The organism is Arenibacter sp. S6351L (genome assembly GCF_023016025.1).
GTDB classification, from domain to species: domain Bacteria; phylum Bacteroidota; class Bacteroidia; order Flavobacteriales; family Flavobacteriaceae; genus Arenibacter; species Arenibacter algicola_B.
The window spans coordinates 53,993-70,624 of sequence record NZ_JALKBB010000006.1 but is presented as its reverse complement, the minus strand read 5'-3'; the positions used below and the strand labels follow the sequence as shown (position 1 = coordinate 70,624).

Genomic DNA, 16,632 nt, shown 5'->3' with positions numbered 1-16,632 from the left:
ATATACAAATAATAAGAGAATGGGATTAGCTAAAACAGAAATATTTTCGGATCAACAAAACGAAATTGCCATTTTTGCCAAAGCTTTTGGGCATCCGGCCCGGGTGGCCATACTACAGCATCTTTTTAAATTGAATACCTGTGTTTGCGGTGATCTGGTGAGTGAAATTGGATTGGCACAACCTACCATATCACAGCACCTAAAAGAATTGAAACTCTTGGGACTCATTAAGGGTAGTGTTGAAGGAACCAGCGTCTGCTATTGCATTAACACCGAAAAATGGCTGGAAATGAAGGAAATCATAAAACAATTCCTAAATCTGGACATTAGCAAACAGGGAGATTGCTGCTAAAAAATTTAAATTCTTTAATCGTATAATCGCAATAAACAAATAACAAAATGAAACTATCAGAAGTAAAAACAATTTTAGGAAATTTGGATACTATCGCATTCCAATTGCCAAACGGTAAACTAGTTCCCAATCACTTTCACGTTACCGAAGTAGGTAAAATAACCAAGAATTTTATAGACTGTGGGGGAACCGTTCGAAAAGAGGAGGTGGTAAATTTTCAGCTATGGGATTCCAACGACTATGACCACCGACTTCATCCTGAGAAATTGGTGCACATCATTGAACTCTCTGAAAAGGTATTGGAAATTGGGGATTTGGAAATTGAAGTGGAATACCAAGGAGAAACCATTCAAAAATTTGGATTGGATTTTGACGGTACCAACTTTCTTTTGGCCACGAAACATACAGATTGCCTGGCTAAGGAGAATTGTGGTATTCCTACTGAAAAACCAAAATTAAAGTTATCCCAATTGCAAGGAACAACAGCCAATTGTTGTACTCCCGATTCCGGATGCTGCTAAACCCATTACTATCCAACAAACACCAACCCATGACACCAGTAAAAACGAAGCTTTTTGCTAATATTGAGAAAGTAATCTCTAATTTAAGCGTTAAAAATATAAGCAAGGAACGTAAAGAAATATTACTACCTCTTGTTGAATATGTACAGCACAAAATAAATAAACACGAGCCTGTAAGGATCAATTTTATATGTACCCATAATTCCAGACGGAGTCACTTGTCCCAAGTCTGGGCACAAACCATGGCTTTTTATTTTGGAATTAAAAACGTGTACTGTTATTCTGGAGGAACGGAAGCTACTGCCTTATTTCCTATGGCGGCGGAAACCTTAAAAAATTCGGGATTTAGTATAGAGACCATATCTCATGGAGAAAATCCAGTTTACAGCATTAAATATGCAGACAATGAACCTGCAGTAATTGGATTTTCAAAGAAGTTCGATGATAGTTTTAACCCTAAATCTGAATTTGCAGCAGTTATGACCTGCTCCCAGGCAGATGTTGGCTGCCCATTTATAGCAGGCGCCGAAAAGCGTATACCCATTACTTATGAGGATCCAAAGGCGTTTGATAATTCCCCGCAACAGGCAGAAAAATACAAGGAAAGAAGCCTTCAAATTGCAACGGAACTACTATACATATTTGCCCAAATAAAATCATAATTAATGGCCTCGAACAAAAAATTAAGTTTTCTGGACAGCTACCTCACCCTATGGATTTTTTTGGCAATGGCTTTGGGAGTAGGCATAGGCTATTTTGTACCTAGCTTTCCTAAGATCATCGATAGTTTTAGTAGTGGAGCAACCAATATACCCATTGCCATTGGCTTGATACTAATGATGTACCCTCCATTGGCCAAGGTAGATTACTCCCTCTTGCCCAAGGTTTTTAAAAACACCAGGATTTTATCTATTTCTTTAATCCTGAATTGGATTGTTGGTCCAATTTTGATGTTTGCGCTAGCCATTACTTTTTTAAGGGATTACCCAGAATATATGGTGGGACTCATCCTAATAGGCTTGGCGCGTTGCATAGCCATGGTACTTGTATGGAACGATCTGGCCGAAGGAAGTAGCGAATACGGGGCCGGATTGGTAGCCCTAAATAGTATATTTCAGGTATTTGCCTACAGTTTTTATGCCTGGATCTTTATTACCGTACTCCCGCCCTATTTCGGATTTGAAGGGGCAATAGTGGATATATCTATTGCTACCATAGCCGAAAGCGTAGCTATTTATTTGGGAATTCCGTTTGCACTGGGTTTTTTAAGTAGATTGATCTTGGTTAAACTAAAAGGTGAGGAATGGTACTCCAACACATTTATTCCAACCATATCCCCAATGACCTTGATTGCCCTATTGTTTACCATAGTGGTCATGTTTTCCTTAAAAGGAGAAATGATTGTTGAGATACCCATGGATGTTCTTATCATAGCGGTTCCATTACTCATCTATTTTACCCTGATGTTTATTATTGGGTTTTTCTTTACCAAGGCCATGGGTGCTGAATACGACAAAACGGCTTCGGTTGCCTTCACGGCGGCCGGGAACAATTTTGAATTGGCCATAGCCGTGGCAATAGCCGTCTTCGGACTAAATTCAGGACAGGCATTCGCAGGGGTCATTGGTCCCTTGGTGGAAGTTCCTGCCTTAATTTTATTGGTGCGCGTAGCCTTTGGGTTACGTAAAAAATATTATCCAATAGTCAAAGTTGAAGAGGGGCACTAAAGGTTTGGGAGATTCAGTATTTAAATGCTAATAATGTAGTGGCTTAAAACTAAGTCAATTTAGACTTGTTCAATTTGGTAGAGAAAGACAATTCTTTGGTTACCTTAGAATTTTTGAACATATACAAACGGGCAACAGCATTGTTAGTTTTAACAGCAACTTCTTGTTTTGCTGTTGCAGTTACAATACTCATGGCAACAGTTTCAACCTTAACTTCGGCAGCATCGTTTTGAGCCTGTGCAGCTACTCCGATAAAAAGAACAAAGATTAAAGTTAATATGGTTTTCATGACTTGCATTTTGTTATATATATAACTTGGGCAAGTGTATTTTTCTAGGTTCTGTTTCGATAAAAAGCACTGTTTCTCGTTAAGTGGACAAAATCCGGATGAAGTGCAAAATAATATCGATGAACGTATACAGACTCAAAATCGTTTTAACGATAAAATTTTGCGTTTCATCGATGAGTGTAAGTATTCACTTACAGTTTAAGGCCCTGCGATTTTAAGATTATGTGATCAAAAAGTAAAAATCCGTGGAATTACTTCGATTTAATATTAAATGAATTCCAATAATATTCTTTGCTTCTTACTTTTATAATATGAAAAAAGCCTTGGACCGTTTTTCCAAACAATCAAAAACCTATAAAGACTATCGGCCTACCTACCCAGAAGAGTTGTTTAATTATATATACTCCTTTTGTAATGGCAGGAATACTTGTTGGGACTGTGGTACAGGCAACGGCCAAGTGGCCGCTTTACTATCCAATTCCTTCGATCAGGTATTTGCCACCGATATAAGCCAAGAACAAATTAAATATGCCATTCCCAGACCAAACATACACTATAGCGTTCAAAGAGCTGAAAAGACAACATTTCCAGATCGCTATTTTGATTTGATCACAGCAGCCCAAGCCGTACATTGGTTTCATCTCCCAAGCTTCAATAAGGAAGTCTATAGGGTTTTAAAACCCAATGGTATTGTTGCTATTTGGGGTTACGGACTTCTAAAAATAAATTCAGAAATTGATACCATTGTTAATCACTTTTATCAAGATATCATAGGGAAATATTGGGATAAGGAAAGGGGGCACATAGATCAAAATTACAGCACCATTCTATTTAATTTTGATGAAGTGGATATCAAGAAGACCTTTAAAATTGAAACCCAATGGACAATTGATCAGCTACAGGGGTATTTTAATTCTTGGTCCAGTGTTCAAAATTATATGGAAAAGAACAAGGGCGAAAATCCCGTAGAAAATCTAATAAGGGATATAGCTCCTATATGGAATACAAGACGGCAACAAATAAACTTCCCTATCTTTCTAAGAATGGGTACCCCATTAAGCAAATAGATTTAAATATTGATTCTATGTAGTTGCCTTATTAAGTAATTGGTCTAAAGATATTCAGTTTATCCAATTATACACACTAGGCAGCAGCCAAAATGCTACGTCTCCTAATCAACATAAAAATTCCCAAGGAAATGGATCCACAAACCAAAAATCCCACGAAAAGAGGAAGAATGGTATCCTGTATATAACCACCAACATAGGTTGCGATGGGAATAGCGATCATAGTAGATATAAATCCGGTGATGGCGGCCCCTATACCAGCTATATGGCCTATTGGCTCCATAGCAATGGCCCTAAGATTACCGAACAAAAAGCCCAAGGTAAAAAATTGCATGGCCAAGAAGGAGATCAATATCCACAAACTAGGATTTTGGGAATTCCAGAACAAGCCCACATAAACAATAGAAACAGTACAAAATAAGGTTAAGGCAATCAATGCCAATCTTCTCATCCCCAATTTCACCACCATGGTACCATTCAACAAGGTAGATAGGCCAACGGAAATTGCCAATCCGGCAAAAACATAGGGGAAATTGTCGGCCAAGCCATACTGCACTTCAAACACCTCTTGTGCCGAACTCAAATAGACCATAAAAGCCCCTGTGATTAGCCCAGAAACAATGGTAAAAGCCACTGTTTCCCGGTGTTGGAGCAATTCCCTAAATCCGTCCACGAACACATGACTGGAAAATTTAATCTTGTATTCCGGTTTTAAAGTTTCCGGTTGCCTTCGCCAAAACCAAACTCCCACCACTAAAGTAGCAACCAATTGCATATAAAAAATAGCTTCCCAACCATAATGATCCAGAAAAAATTTTCCCATAGAAGGAGCTACAATAGGCACCAAAATAAAAAATGCCGTGACAAAAGACATAATCTTGGCCATATAATCCCCCTTATAGGAATCCCTTATCATGGATATGCTTATTGTTCTCGGGGCAGAAAGCCCTATACCCTGCAGAATTCGACCTATTATCATCCACTCCAAATTGGGAGCCAAAACACAGATAACACTGGCCAAACAAAACACAATAAAGCCAATATAAACAATAGGTTTCCTACCAAAACTATCCGATAGAGGTCCAAAAACCAATTGCCCTACACCCAAGCCCAAAAAAATCATCGTTATAAACTTTTGATTTTCAGTAGGATCAAGGCTATTGATATCTATCCCTATAGTAGACATTGCCGGCAAAAGAGCATCAATGGCCAGTGCTACGATAGACATTAAGGAAGCCATTATGGCTACAAATTCGAATTGTGGTCGCTGCTGACTTTTTTGCATCCGGCAAAATTAAACATATGGAATAAGATTCACCCACATATTACTGGAAATAACAAAACGATAACATTTATAAAAATTCCTCAAAGCACTGACTTTTTGATAATTATAAAAGCCCTCTCCGAATTTCAAGCAGCCAACTGGCACGTATATTTAAACCTAAGGAAAAATTAATTCCAGAAAAGCCACCTTAAAATATAATTCCCATACATTTGAAGGTATAAACACTAATTATTTATTATGAAAATCAATTTTATCATTGCTCTAGTATTTTTATCAACCCTATTTAGTTATGGCCAAAAGCTAAAAGTAAAACAGGGAGATTTTAATTTTATTAAGGGTCAGAAAGAAATAAACGTAGAATTTGTTTATGACAATATGAAACTTTTAAAAAAGAATCTTTCAAATGATGAATACGTAAAAGAGCATTCTGCAGAATTGGAAGAAAAAACAAGGGGAAAAGGTACATCTTGGGAAAAAAGCTGGTACGCAAGTAGGGAGCTGATCTATGCACCAAAATTTCTGGAATTAATGAATAGATATCTTTACGAGGACCACAATATTTTCTTTAATGAGAATTTAGCTGAGGCCAAATACACCCTTCTAGTGGAAACGGTATGGGTTTATCCAGGTTGGGATGCCGGTGTCATGAAACAACCTGCAAAAGTTAGCACCTTATTAAAGTTCGTTGAAACCAATAATAGAGCTAATGTACTGTTGGAAGTTTCTAGTGAAAACGCACCTGGAGACCAATGGGGAAGTTCATTTAGCAATGAAGACCGATTGGGTGAAGGTTACGCAAAAACTGGAAAATCATTTGCTAAGTTAATTTTGAAAAAAGGATTCTAGACCAAATTATCTTTTAGTCGGTTACAAAAAAGTGAATGACAATGTCATTCACTTTTTTGCTTTTCAAGCTCAATAATATGTGCTACCGTCCTTATAAGCCTGTTGTGCTTGGTAACAAATGGATTGGTTTTATCCCAAACATAGCCCGCCAAAACGGAACAAATTTGTCTTTTTACCTCTGGGTTTTCCGGTTCGTGGAAAAATAAGGTCTGCAGATTACCGCTATACCATTCCTTAACATAAGAAGAAAAAACACTTACTCCTTCCCTAATATAACCAGAGTATTCCTTCTCCCAATCCACTGATTGTTCATTAAGCTCTTTGGCAATCAGTTTTGCCCCCAACAAGGCCGATTCAGTAGCAAAAGTAACTCCGGATGAAAATACAGGATCCAAAAATTCAGCACTATTGCCCGTTAATATAAATCCTTTACCGTAAAGTTTTTTTACTGATTTGGAATAATTTTTTATCATAACAGGCTCGAACAAGAATTCAACTCCTTTAAAACGTTCATAATAATAGGTGGACAACTGCAACATCTGGGTCAATTTCTCTGCATTACTTCCTTCAAAAGATTCCAAAAATTCAGTAGGCCCTACATATCCTATACTTGTTCTTCCATTTGAAAATGGAATGACCCATAACCAAACCTCGGTCTCAATTACATCAAAAGTTATCAGGGTACCTTCCCTGCCCTCCGGGCGGTTTACATCCACTACGTGGGTAAAAACAGAAGAATGACTAGGCAGGGCAGAGGGCTTATCCAAGTCCAACAATCTGGGCAATACCCTTCCGTAACCACTGGAATCTATTATGTATCTGGCCCGAACCTGGTATGGTGTCCCATTTTCGTCCTTAATGGTGGTCACGGAACCTCCATTTTCGTCAATAACCACATCCACAACCTCATGTCCAAAGGAGACTTCCACTCCCTTCTTGACTAATTCGTCTACCAATACCTTGTCGAAATCGGCTCTTGGAACCTGCCAAGTCCAATCCCAACCCTTGGTATGTTTCTTACTAAAATCAAATTCACAGATTTTGTCCCCTTTTATAAATCGGGCTCCGAATTTTTTTTCAAAACCAAAGGCATTCAAACCGTCCAACAGACCTACTTCCTCAAAATGATCCATACACCTGGGCAAAAGACTCTCCCCGATAACAAACCTGGGAAAAACACTTTTTTCAACCACTTGAACTTTAATTCCTTGACTTTGCAAAAAGGCTGCAGAGACGCAACCAGACGGCCCTGCGCCAATTACCAAGACTTCGACTAAACGTTGATTCATTATTTTTAAAATATTGATTGGTTAAATATCATACATTTGCAATCCAAAATAACTATTTTTATTAATTGTTATTCAATTTACTTTTTAAATATTGAATTTATATACATGTTGACTATTAAAGGAAAGTTAGGAATAGAGGATTTCTATCGTATAATTTTTAAAGAAGAATCTATTCTAATAAATAAAGACGTTTTAGCAACCGTCGAAAATAGTTTTAATTTTTTAAGCCAATTTTCCCAAAACAAAATTATTTACGGTGTAAATACAGGTTTTGGCCCAATGGCCCAATACAAAATAAAGGACTCCGACCGAATCCAATTACAATACAATCTTATAAGAAGCCACGCTTCCGGAACCGGCAATCTAATCCCGGCACAATATGTTAAGGCTGCCATGTTGGCCAGATTGAACACTTTAAGCTTGGGTCATTCAGGTGTACATATTTCGGTAATAGAATTAATGACTTCGCTCATCAATAAAAACATTACCCCTGTAATTTTTGAGCACGGTGGTGTTGGTGCCAGTGGGGATTTAGTCCAATTGGCCCATATTGCGTTAGTACTTATAGGGGAAGGTGAAGTTTTTTACAAGGACGAGAGAAGACCAACGGAAGAAGTTTTTAAAATTGAAAACCTAAAGCCGATTACCGTCTCATTAAGAGAGGGCTTGGCACTTATAAATGGCACTTCCGTAATGACCGGTATAGGCCTTATCAACACCATAAATAGCAGAAAGTTATTGGATTGGATGATATGCTGTTCTTCTGCCATCAACGAAATAGTACAGGCCTATGATGACCATTTGTCCCTAGAGCTAAATCAGTCCAAAAAACATAAGGGACAGCAGCACATCGCCAAATCAATGAGAAATCATTTAAAGGACAGTACACTTACCCGAAAAAGGGAACACCATTTGTACAATGGCAATAATGAAGTGTCAATTTTTGAGGAAAAGGTTCAGGAATACTATTCCCTGAGATGCGTACCCCAAATTTTAGGCCCGGTCCTTGATACTTTGAACAATGTGGAAAAAATTCTTATTGAAGAGGTTAATTCGGCCAACGACAACCCCATTGTGGATGTTGAAAAAGAGCATGTGTACCACGGTGGAAATTTCCATGGCGATTATGTTTCCCTTGAAATGGACAAACTAAAATTAATTGTAACCAAAATGAGCATGCTCGCCGAAAGACAATTAAATTACCTCTTAAATCCAAATCTAAATAATATACTTCCCCCATTTGTCAATCTTGGCAAACTTGGTTTAAATTTTGGGATGCAAGGTGTACAGTTTACTGCCACCTCCACAACTGCTGAGAACCAGATGTTGTCCAATCCCATGTACGTGCACAGTATCCCTAACAACAACGACAATCAGGATATTGTTAGCATGGGAACCAATGCAGCCAATATTACCAAAAAAGTCATCGAAAATACTTTCGAAGTCCTTGCCATAGAAACGATAACTATTGTTCAAGCAATTGAATATTTGAAAGTACAGGATAAAATATCATCAAAAACAAAAAAAATGTATGATGATATTAGAAATTTGGTTCCCCCTATCTCCGACAAAGACGTTCCCATGTACCCTTACGTAAATAAGGTTAAAAGCTTTATTCAAAATTTTGAAGAAGAAACTTACGCATGTAAGGAGCTTAGTTAAAAAATTGAGTTAGAAAAGTTATTTAAATAAAATATTCCATAATTTAATAGTGGCTTAGTTTAATCTTAAACATATGCCGAGTCTTAACTTGGTAATTATTGAATATGAACGTTTTAATTTAAAAAAATCACAGATGAAAACAAAAATTGGATTGTCAGTTGTACTTTTTTTAGTTTTTGGTAATTTTTATTCCCAGGAATATGCCCTGGTAAGAGAAAATGGCCTATTTGGGTATATTAATACCTCGGGGGAATATGCGATAAAACCCCAATTCAAGAAAGCGGATAATTTTACGAACGAGCGCGCCGCTGCCTCAATGGGTGACAAATGGGGCTATATAAATACTTCGGGAGAATGGGCAATTCAACCTGAATACGAACATGTAAAGGAATTTAATTCCGGGCTGGCCCTGGTAAACAAAGGTGACCAATGGCATTATATCAATGTTTCGGGCGAAACCTTGGAAACACCAGTTTCGGATAAATATTATGATTTTGACAATGGAGTGGCCTTTTTTAAAAGAGGCGAAAAAATTGGGCTTTTAGGGACCGACGGAAAATTAATTGCCGAACCGGATTTTGATGAAATAAAACCCTTTATTGATGGATATGCCAAGGCCAGAAAAGGTGAGCTATGGGGAATGATCAACAAAAAGGGTGAGATCTTTATCCCCATTGAGAACCAAGAAATTGGAGATTATAATAGTAAAGGTGTGTGGGTAAAAAAACAGGATTCCTTTGGTATAGTAGCCAATGGTAATTTTAACCCGGTAAAGAATGCCGATAAGATCTGGGAATTCACTGACAAGTCCGACTTAACATATGCCCGTAGCAATAAATTGATGGGCTTCATCAATAACAAAGGCGAGTGGGTCATAGCTCCTACCTATGAAAAGGCAAGGGATTTTAGCCAAGGATTGGCCCCAGTGTTTATGAACAAAAACTGGGGGTATATTAATGAAAAGGGAGAAAAGGTTATAGATTTCAACTTTAAGGATGCCGAAGTGTTCTCCGCTAACGGTCTTGCTCCTGTGAAAGAAAAGAAATGGGGCTTTATAGATAAAACTGGAAAATGGGTAATACAACCCGAATATGATATCACGGCAGGATTATCGTTTTCTATCTTTAAAAAGAATTTGGAAAAAGGGTTCATTAATGGGCTTGCCCGAGTAAAACATAACAAGGAATGGGGGTTTCTAAATGCCAAGGGAGAAGTTTTGGGCAATAAATGGTACGAAAATGCGGAGATATTCGACGACGTAAAGAATTAAATCACACTAATTAGATAAATGAGCGAAAAAAAGAAATTTGCACTGGTAACCGGAGGATCAAGAGGAATTGGAAAAGCCATATGCCTACAGCTAGCACTAGATACCGAGTATAAGATTCTTATTAATTATCAGTCCAATGAATCCGCGGCACAGGAAACCTTAGATGAAATAGAAAAAATTGGAGGGAGCGCGGAACTTATACAATTTAATGTTGGCGATGCGGAAGAAGTAAAAAGTAAATTGGATAAATGGCATGAGGACAACAAGGAGGCTATTATAGAAGTAATTGTAAACAATGCCGGCATTACCAAAGACGGCCTTTTCATGTGGATGAAACCTGAGGATTGGAACAGTGTAATCAACACAAGTCTAAATGGTTTTTTCAATGTCACCAATCACCTGATCCAAAAATTATTGGTGCATAAATATGGCAGGATCATTAATATGGTTTCCGTATCCGGCCTTAAAGGTACACCGGGGCAAGTCAATTATTCTGCCGCAAAAGGAGGAATAATAGCGGGTACAAAGGCCTTGGCCCAGGAAATAGCAAAAAGGAACATCACCGTTAATGCTGTGGCACCTGGCTTTATCAAAACGGATATGACCGGTGATCTTGACGAAAAAGAGCTTAAAAAAATGATACCTATGAACCGCTTTGGGGAAGCTGGGGAAGTAGCCCATTTAGTTTCCTTTTTGGCTTCCAAAAAGTCATCGTATATTACAGGCGAGGTCATAAATATTAACGGAGGTATATATTCTTAAAAATAACACTAGGAAAGATGAAGAGGGTCGTAATTACAGGTATGGGAATATACTCTTGTTTAGGAAAAAACCTGGACGAAGTCAAAGAATCACTTTACAAGGGAACTTCAGGAATTGTTTATGACGAAAAACGGAAGGAATTTGGATATCGCTCCTGCTTAACGGGCATGGTAGAAGAACCCGACCTGAAAGACTTGCTCACTAGAAGGCAACGTTTAAGTATGGGAGAGGAAGGAGCCTACGCATATATAGCCACTTTGGAGGCTTTAAAAAATGCAGGTATATCCCAAGAATATTTAGACAATAATGAGGTTGGCGTACTATACGGCAATGATAGCACAGCCAAATCAGTAATCGAATCCATTGACAAACTAAGGGAAAAGAAAGACACTACCTTGGTTGGTTCCGGGGCTATTTTTAAAGCCATGAACTCGTCCGTAACCATGAACCTCTCCACCATCTTCAAATTAAGGGGAATAAACTTCACCGTAAGTGCTGCTTGTGCAAGCGGGTCGCATGCCATTGGTATTGCCTATCAATTAATTAAAAGTGGACTTCAAGATTGTATCATATGCGGCGGAACCCAAGAAATCAATGAATTGGCCATGGGCAGTTTTGACGGACTAGGTGTATTTTCGGTCAACGATGTAGCACCTGGGACTGCTTCTCGCCCATTTGACAAAAGTAGGGACGGACTGGTACCCAGTGGCGGAGCTGCATCCCTTATAGTTGAAAGCTATGAATCCGCTAAAAAAAGGAATGCTGTTATTTTAGGAGAAATCATAGGCTACGGGTTTTCGTCCAATGGGGATCATATCTCCACTCCAAACGTAGACGGCCCTACATTGGCCATGAAAAAAGCTATAGACCAAGCCCAAATTAAACCCGGCGAAATAGACTATGTAAATGCCCATGCTACCTCTACTCCTGTGGGGGATTCCAATGAAGCCAAGGCCATATTTGCTGTTTTTGGTGATAACGGTCCCTATGTTAGCTCTACAAAATCCATGACCGGCCATGAATGTTGGATGGCTGGTGCCAGTGAGATTGTGTATTCCATGCTGATGATGGAACATTCATTTATTGCACCCAATATAAATCTTGAAAATCCTGACGAGGATGCGGCCAAATTAAATCTGGTAAGAAAAACACTGGATAAAAAAATTGATGTATTTTTGTCGAATTCTTTTGGATTTGGAGGTACAAATTCAGCATTGCTAATAAAAAAAGTGAAAGATTAAAGATGAATAAAGAAGTAATTATTGATAAAATAAACAACTTTCTTATAGATGAATTTGAAGTTGATGCAGATGATATTTCTCCATTGGCCAATTTAAAGAAAACCCTTGAATTGGACAGTTTGGATTTTGTTGATTTAGTAGTGGCTATCGAATCTAACTTTAGTGTTAAATTGGTGGGAGAAGATTTCATTAATGTAATTACTTTACAAGACTTTTATGATCTTATAGAGAGGAAATTAAACTAAAATTTTAGTCGCAAAAAATGTCAAATCAATGGAAAGGAAAGTCCAGAGGTTCTGTTTTAGGATATAAGATTTTTGTTTTTTCCATTAAAAGGCTTGGATTGGGATCGGCCTATTTTATTCTATATTTTGTCGCCTTTTATTTTTGTTTTTTTGCTCCCGCAAGCACCAAGGCCAGCTATTACTACTTCCGTAAAAGACTTAAATACAGCACGCTAAAAAGTATTGTATCCATTTATAAAAGCTACTACGTATTTGGACAGACCATTTTGGACAAAGTAGCTATTTCTTCGGGTCTTAGAAATAGGTTTACCTATCATTTCGACGGAATAGAACATTTAAACGAAACCTTGGCCAATAAAAAGGGGGGGATTTTGATCAGTGCCCATTTGGGCAACTTCGAAATAGCTGAGTTTTTCCTGGACGAACTGGAAGGGAATGCCACTATTAATCTACTTACCACGGATGCCGAACATAAAGCAATAAAGGAATACCTCGATCGATATATTAAGAAATCGGCAACCAAATTTATTATCCTCCAGGAAGATCTTTCCCATATCTTTGAAATGAATGCGGCCCTGGCAAAAAATGAGATAATTTGCATGACCGGAGATAGATATGCAACAACGGCCAAGTTGATGACCGCACCTATTTTAGGTGAAAAAGCACAATTTCCTTCCGGTCCTTTTTTGATGGGATCTAGATTAAACGTACCGGTCCTCTTTGTATATGTAATGAAGGAAACCAATAAACACTATCATCTTTACGCCAGAAAAGCAGATTTTAAGAAAAGGGATGCCGAAGGATTATTAGCCAATTATATTAAAAGCATGGAATGGATAATAGAACAATATCCATTACAGTGGTTTAACTATTTTGATTTTTGGGGCTCAAAAAACTAATTTCGGTTAGGATAACACTAAGTTTTGGTTACATTTTCCAAATCTGGTGCCGATCTCTAAATTAAAATTAAATTTGAACCAATTTAAAAGTCATAGGAAAGACCATTTAATTATTAATAAAATGGTAATCTTGGCGGTATTATAAAGAAGATTAATAGCTTACCCATGAAAGAAGTTCTTATAATTTATTACTCCCAATCCGGGCAGTTGTTGGATATTGTTCAAAATTTGGCAACTTCCATAGACGGGGAGAACGTAAACATTACTTATTATAGGATAGAACCCGAAAATGATTATAAATTTCCTTGGAAACAAGATGATTTTTATGATGCGTTTCCTGAATCCTTTTTACAAATCCCATGTAAGCTAAAGCCGCCAAAGGCCGAAATCCTTGAAAAGAAATATGATCTCATAATTCTAGGGTACCAAGTCTGGTACCTAACTCCCTCTATACCCATCAATTCTTTTCTAAAATCTGATGTTGCCAAGAAAATCCTGGACAAGACACCCGTAGTAACAGTTATTGCCTGTAGAAACATGTGGCTAATGGCACAGGAAAAAATGAAACGCCTACTAGTTTCCTGTAATGCCCGGTTAGTGGGCAATATAGCTTTGGTAGACCGTCACATAAATCACATAAGCGTTATTACCATAGTGCATTGGATGTTAGGAGGAAAAAAAACAAAGTACCTTGGCATTTTTCCAAAACCGGGGGTTTCCGACGAAGATATCAAAGCGTCTGAAAAATTTGGAACACCTATCAGAAAGGCGCTATTAACCAATGAATTCGGCAACTTACAAGATGATTTATTAAAACTCGATGCCGTTAAAGTAAAACCCTTGCTGATACAGACAGACATTAGAGGCAATGTTTTGTTTACTAAATGGGCAAACCTTATTATAAAGAAAGGACCTACAGGTAATCCAAAACGAAAGAAATTGCTGGTTTTGTTCAAATATTATTTGTTATTTGCAATTTGGGCTATAGCTCCAATAGTTTTTATTGTATTTTTGGCGACTTACATACCCCGGTACAATAAAATTAAAAGGGATAAAGCATACTATTCATCCGTTAGATTAAAGAACAATTAATGAAAGACGTTTATATTACCAGGATTGCCAAGTTCTTACCTAATGAACCTATTGACAATGAACAAATGGAAGAAAAATTGGGCATTATCAATGGTAAGAATTCTAAGGCTAGACGTATAGTCCTGCGAAACAATCAAATTAAGACCAGATATTACGCCATAGACGATAATGGAAACATTACCCATAACAATGCCCAACTAACCAAGGAGGCCATTGAGCTATTATGTGATGACACTTTTACCACCAAGGATATTGAACTTCTTTCATGTGGCACCAGTAGTCCGGACCAAATATTGCCATCACACGCCTCTATGGTGCACGGCTTTTTAAAAAACGGAAATTTAGAGGTTAATTCCCCTTCTGGGGCCTGTTGTTCTGGGATGAACGCCCTGAAATACGGTTTCTTGGCCATAAAGGCGGGACAGGTATCCAATGCAGTATGCACGGGGTCGGAAAGAACCTCAACTTGGATGAAATCCGATATTTTTGAAAATGAGGTAGAACACCTGAAAGAGTTGGAAGACAACCCTATATTGGCCTTTAACAAAGAATTTTTGCGCTGGATGCTTTCCGATGGCTCCGGAGCCGTTTTACTGGAAAGCGAACCTAAAGGCATTGCTTTAAAAATTGAATGGATGGAAGGGTATTCCTATGCCTTTGAAATGGAAACATGTATGTATGCCGGTGCCGATAAATTGGAAAATGGCCATTTAAAACCTTGGAGCGAATATCCTGCCGAAGATTGGGCAAAAAAATCACTTTTCGCCATGAAACAAGATGTTAAACTCTTGGGTGAAAATATATTGGGAAAAGGAGTGGATAGTCTAAAAATGGCTATGGCAAAACACAATATTACTACAGCCGATTTTGACTATTATTTACCACATATCTCCTCCTATTATTTTAAGGAAAATTTATATGAGGAATTGAAACGACAGGGCGTGGAAGTACCTTGGGAGAAATGGTTTATGAATTTGAGCAAGGTTGGTAATGTTGGTGCAGCTTCAATTTTTGTTATGCTTGAAGAATTGGTAAGTTCAGGACAATTAAAAAAGGGAGAAAAGATATTGTTGCACGTACCGGAAAGTGCTAGGTTTTCCTATTCCTATGCCTACCTAACGGTCTGTTAAATGAATTTATTGAAACAAACAATAGACGATAAAGGGCTAATTGAAAATCTGATCCCCCAAAAAGCGCCTTTTGTAATGGTGGACAAGTTACTTTACTTTTCCGAAGAAAAGGTGGTTGCTGGTTTTACACCGCCACCAACCAATTTGTTTGTGTACAATAATAAATTTATGGCTGCCGGATTAATTGAACACATGGCACAGTCCGTGGCCCTTCATACCGGGTACCAATATTTCCTAAAGAATGAGCCTGCGCCCACGGGATATATTGGGGCCATTAAATTGGCTGAAATACTTGAGTTGCCAACCGTAGATCAGGAATTAATAACAACAGTTACCATTCTACATGAGATCTTAGGTGTTACCTTAGTAAAGATTCAAGTAACCTGCAATGACAAAATTATGGCAAACAGTGAAATGAAAACCGTATTGGCAAACTAAACTAATTGAATACAGCGCGTTCACATATAAATATACACAAATTTTTGCCCCATAGAGCGCCAATGCTCTTGGTCACGAAAATAATTGATCTTAACAAAGAAACGGTAACCACTGAATTCAAAGTAACCGAAGATTGTATCTTTGTAAAGGACAATAGGTTTAGTGAATCGGGCATTATAGAAAATGCAGCCCAATCCTGTTCTGCAATTGTTGGCCAAGATTTCTTTGCAGCGGATGATCTTGAAGGTGAAGGAAATAGTGTTATTGGTTTTATTAGCGGTATTAAAAAGGCTAACATTTTTTTGTTACCCAAGACAGGAGACACCTTAACCACCAAGGCCAATCTCGTATCCAATTACAATTCGGGAAATTTTAGTATATGCACTATGGAATGCAAAATATATACAGAGAAAGAATTAGTGGCAGATTGTATCCTGAATTTTCTGATACAGGAAGTTTAGCTACATCTGCGGATCGAATATGAAATTGTATTAATAACTTTATAAGCCAGCAACCT

19 protein-coding genes are annotated in these 16,632 nt (G+C 37.8%); 16 read left to right on the top strand and 3 right to left on the bottom strand.

Annotation, left to right across the window (positions count from 1 at the left end; all coding sequences use genetic code 11):
- Window positions 1–19 precede the first annotated feature (19 nt).
- From MWU82_RS06770 to arsB, 4 genes are read left to right on the top strand one after another with little or no spacing between them, the layout of a single operon-like run.
- On the top strand, window positions 20–352 hold the full coding sequence (locus MWU82_RS06770; protein ID WP_247095783.1) for a metalloregulator ArsR/SmtB family transcription factor: 333 nt from the start codon (window positions 20–22) through the stop codon (window positions 350–352).
- Between the two features lie 47 nt (window positions 353–399).
- Window positions 400–873 (top strand): DUF6428 family protein, encoded by a 474-nt coding sequence (locus MWU82_RS06765; protein WP_247095782.1) that lies wholly within the window; start codon window positions 400–402, stop codon window positions 871–873.
- Window positions 874–902: 29 nt separating this feature from the next.
- The gene (locus MWU82_RS06760; protein ID WP_247095780.1) at window positions 903–1,535 is read left to right on the top strand and encodes a protein-tyrosine-phosphatase; all 633 of its coding nucleotides are present in this window, start codon (window positions 903–905) and stop codon (window positions 1,533–1,535) included.
- A gap of 3 nt (window positions 1,536–1,538) precedes the next feature.
- Entirely contained in the window at window positions 1,539–2,600 is a 1,062-nt protein-coding gene (gene arsB, locus MWU82_RS06755; RefSeq protein ID WP_247095779.1) for an ACR3 family arsenite efflux transporter, read from the top strand.
- Window positions 2,601–2,649: 49 nt separating this feature from the next.
- Here the strand turns inward: arsB and MWU82_RS06750 are convergent, their stop codons facing one another.
- Window positions 2,650–2,889 carry a hypothetical protein gene (locus MWU82_RS06750; protein ID WP_247095778.1) on the bottom strand — a complete coding sequence of 80 codons (240 nt, stop codon included), beginning with the start codon at window positions 2,887–2,889 and terminating at the stop codon, window positions 2,650–2,652.
- Window positions 2,890–3,200: 311 nt separating this feature from the next.
- Here MWU82_RS06750 and MWU82_RS06745 point away from each other — a divergent pair, with 311 nt between their 5' ends.
- Entirely contained in the window at window positions 3,201–3,956 is a 756-nt protein-coding gene (locus MWU82_RS06745; RefSeq protein ID WP_247095777.1) for a class I SAM-dependent methyltransferase, read from the top strand.
- A gap of 76 nt (window positions 3,957–4,032) precedes the next feature.
- Here MWU82_RS06745 and MWU82_RS06740 read toward each other — a convergent pair whose 3' ends face one another.
- Window positions 4,033–5,241, bottom strand: coding sequence for a multidrug effflux MFS transporter (locus tag MWU82_RS06740; protein WP_247095775.1), 1,209 nt, complete (start codon window positions 5,239–5,241; stop codon window positions 4,033–4,035).
- 237 nt (window positions 5,242–5,478) lie between these two features.
- On the opposite strand from MWU82_RS06740, the gene MWU82_RS06735 reads away from it, so the two are divergent.
- Window positions 5,479–6,087, top strand: a complete 609-nt coding sequence (locus MWU82_RS06735; protein ID WP_247095774.1) for a hypothetical protein — start codon at window positions 5,479–5,481, stop codon at window positions 6,085–6,087.
- Window positions 6,088–6,131: 44 nt separating this feature from the next.
- On the opposite strand, the gene MWU82_RS06730 is transcribed toward MWU82_RS06735, so the two are convergent.
- A complete protein-coding gene (locus tag MWU82_RS06730; protein ID WP_247095773.1) occupies window positions 6,132–7,376 on the bottom strand; it encodes an NAD(P)/FAD-dependent oxidoreductase in 1,245 nt (414 codons plus the stop codon).
- A 105-nt stretch (window positions 7,377–7,481) separates the two neighbouring features.
- Here MWU82_RS06730 and MWU82_RS06725 point away from each other — a divergent pair, with 105 nt between their 5' ends.
- From MWU82_RS06725 to MWU82_RS06680, 10 genes are all read left to right on the top strand, one after another.
- A complete protein-coding gene (locus MWU82_RS06725; protein WP_215946445.1) occupies window positions 7,482–9,038 on the top strand; it encodes an aromatic amino acid ammonia-lyase in 1,557 nt (518 codons plus the stop codon).
- 133 nt (window positions 9,039–9,171) lie between these two features.
- The gene (locus MWU82_RS06720; protein ID WP_215946444.1) at window positions 9,172–10,308 is read left to right on the top strand and encodes a WG repeat-containing protein; all 1,137 of its coding nucleotides are present in this window, start codon (window positions 9,172–9,174) and stop codon (window positions 10,306–10,308) included.
- A gap of 18 nt (window positions 10,309–10,326) precedes the next feature.
- Entirely contained in the window at window positions 10,327–11,070 is a 744-nt protein-coding gene (gene fabG, locus MWU82_RS06715; RefSeq protein ID WP_215946443.1) for a 3-oxoacyl-ACP reductase FabG, read from the top strand.
- A gap of 17 nt (window positions 11,071–11,087) precedes the next feature.
- On the top strand, window positions 11,088–12,311 hold the full coding sequence (locus tag MWU82_RS06710; RefSeq protein WP_215946442.1) for a beta-ketoacyl-[acyl-carrier-protein] synthase family protein: 1,224 nt from the start codon (window positions 11,088–11,090) through the stop codon (window positions 12,309–12,311).
- A 2-nt stretch (window positions 12,312–12,313) separates the two neighbouring features.
- Complete coding sequence (locus tag MWU82_RS06705) at window positions 12,314–12,556, top strand: phosphopantetheine-binding protein (protein WP_215946441.1); 243 nt, start codon at window positions 12,314–12,316, stop codon at window positions 12,554–12,556.
- Between the two features lie 17 nt (window positions 12,557–12,573).
- Entirely contained in the window at window positions 12,574–13,455 is an 882-nt protein-coding gene (locus tag MWU82_RS06700; RefSeq protein ID WP_215946440.1) for a lipid A biosynthesis acyltransferase, read from the top strand.
- A gap of 165 nt (window positions 13,456–13,620) precedes the next feature.
- Window positions 13,621–14,547, top strand: a complete 927-nt coding sequence (locus tag MWU82_RS06695; RefSeq protein WP_247095771.1) for a dialkylrecorsinol condensing enzyme DarA — start codon at window positions 13,621–13,623, stop codon at window positions 14,545–14,547.
- Window positions 14,547–15,677: a beta-ketoacyl-ACP synthase III gene (locus MWU82_RS06690; protein WP_215946438.1), complete on the top strand. Its 1,131-nt coding sequence runs from the start codon at window positions 14,547–14,549 to the stop codon at window positions 15,675–15,677. Before MWU82_RS06695 ends, MWU82_RS06690 begins: the two co-directional genes overlap by 1 nt.
- Entirely contained in the window at window positions 15,678–16,115 is a 438-nt protein-coding gene (locus MWU82_RS06685; RefSeq protein ID WP_215946437.1) for a hypothetical protein, read from the top strand. It abuts the gene before it with no gap.
- A 5-nt stretch (window positions 16,116–16,120) separates the two neighbouring features.
- Entirely contained in the window at window positions 16,121–16,576 is a 456-nt protein-coding gene (locus tag MWU82_RS06680) for an ABC transporter permease (protein ID WP_247095769.1), read from the top strand.
- Window positions 16,577–16,632 lie beyond the last annotated feature (56 nt).

What these genes read in the sequence shown, in the direction of transcription:
- MWU82_RS06745 (WP_247095777.1), top strand. Translation starts at nt 3,201, where the DNA reads ATGAAAAAAGCCTTGGACCGTTTTTCCAAACAATCAAAAACCTATAAA.
- MWU82_RS06690 (WP_215946438.1), top strand. Translation starts at nt 14,547, where the DNA reads ATGAAAGACGTTTATATTACCAGGATTGCCAAGTTCTTACCTAATGAA.
- MWU82_RS06765 (WP_247095782.1), top strand. Translation starts at nt 400, where the DNA reads ATGAAACTATCAGAAGTAAAAACAATTTTAGGAAATTTGGATACTATC.
- MWU82_RS06695 (WP_247095771.1), top strand. Translation starts at nt 13,621, where the DNA reads ATGAAAGAAGTTCTTATAATTTATTACTCCCAATCCGGGCAGTTGTTG.
- MWU82_RS06770 (WP_247095783.1), top strand. Translation starts at nt 20, where the DNA reads ATGGGATTAGCTAAAACAGAAATATTTTCGGATCAACAAAACGAAATT.
- fabG (WP_215946443.1), top strand. Translation starts at nt 10,327, where the DNA reads ATGAGCGAAAAAAAGAAATTTGCACTGGTAACCGGAGGATCAAGAGGA.
- MWU82_RS06740 (WP_247095775.1), bottom strand. Translation starts at nt 5,241, where the DNA reads ATGCAAAAAAGTCAGCAGCGACCACAATTCGAATTTGTAGCCATAATG.
- MWU82_RS06710 (WP_215946442.1), top strand. Translation starts at nt 11,088, where the DNA reads ATGAAGAGGGTCGTAATTACAGGTATGGGAATATACTCTTGTTTAGGA.
- MWU82_RS06685 (WP_215946437.1), top strand. Translation starts at nt 15,678, where the DNA reads ATGAATTTATTGAAACAAACAATAGACGATAAAGGGCTAATTGAAAAT.
- MWU82_RS06730 (WP_247095773.1), bottom strand. Translation starts at nt 7,376, where the DNA reads ATGAATCAACGTTTAGTCGAAGTCTTGGTAATTGGCGCAGGGCCGTCT.
- MWU82_RS06760 (WP_247095780.1), top strand. Translation starts at nt 903, where the DNA reads ATGACACCAGTAAAAACGAAGCTTTTTGCTAATATTGAGAAAGTAATC.
- MWU82_RS06700 (WP_215946440.1), top strand. Translation starts at nt 12,574, where the DNA reads ATGTCAAATCAATGGAAAGGAAAGTCCAGAGGTTCTGTTTTAGGATAT.
- MWU82_RS06750 (WP_247095778.1), bottom strand. Translation starts at nt 2,889, where the DNA reads ATGAAAACCATATTAACTTTAATCTTTGTTCTTTTTATCGGAGTAGCT.
- MWU82_RS06720 (WP_215946444.1), top strand. Translation starts at nt 9,172, where the DNA reads ATGAAAACAAAAATTGGATTGTCAGTTGTACTTTTTTTAGTTTTTGGT.
- MWU82_RS06725 (WP_215946445.1), top strand. Translation starts at nt 7,482, where the DNA reads ATGTTGACTATTAAAGGAAAGTTAGGAATAGAGGATTTCTATCGTATA.
- arsB (WP_247095779.1), top strand. Translation starts at nt 1,539, where the DNA reads ATGGCCTCGAACAAAAAATTAAGTTTTCTGGACAGCTACCTCACCCTA.
- MWU82_RS06735 (WP_247095774.1), top strand. Translation starts at nt 5,479, where the DNA reads ATGAAAATCAATTTTATCATTGCTCTAGTATTTTTATCAACCCTATTT.
- MWU82_RS06705 (WP_215946441.1), top strand. Translation starts at nt 12,314, where the DNA reads ATGAATAAAGAAGTAATTATTGATAAAATAAACAACTTTCTTATAGAT.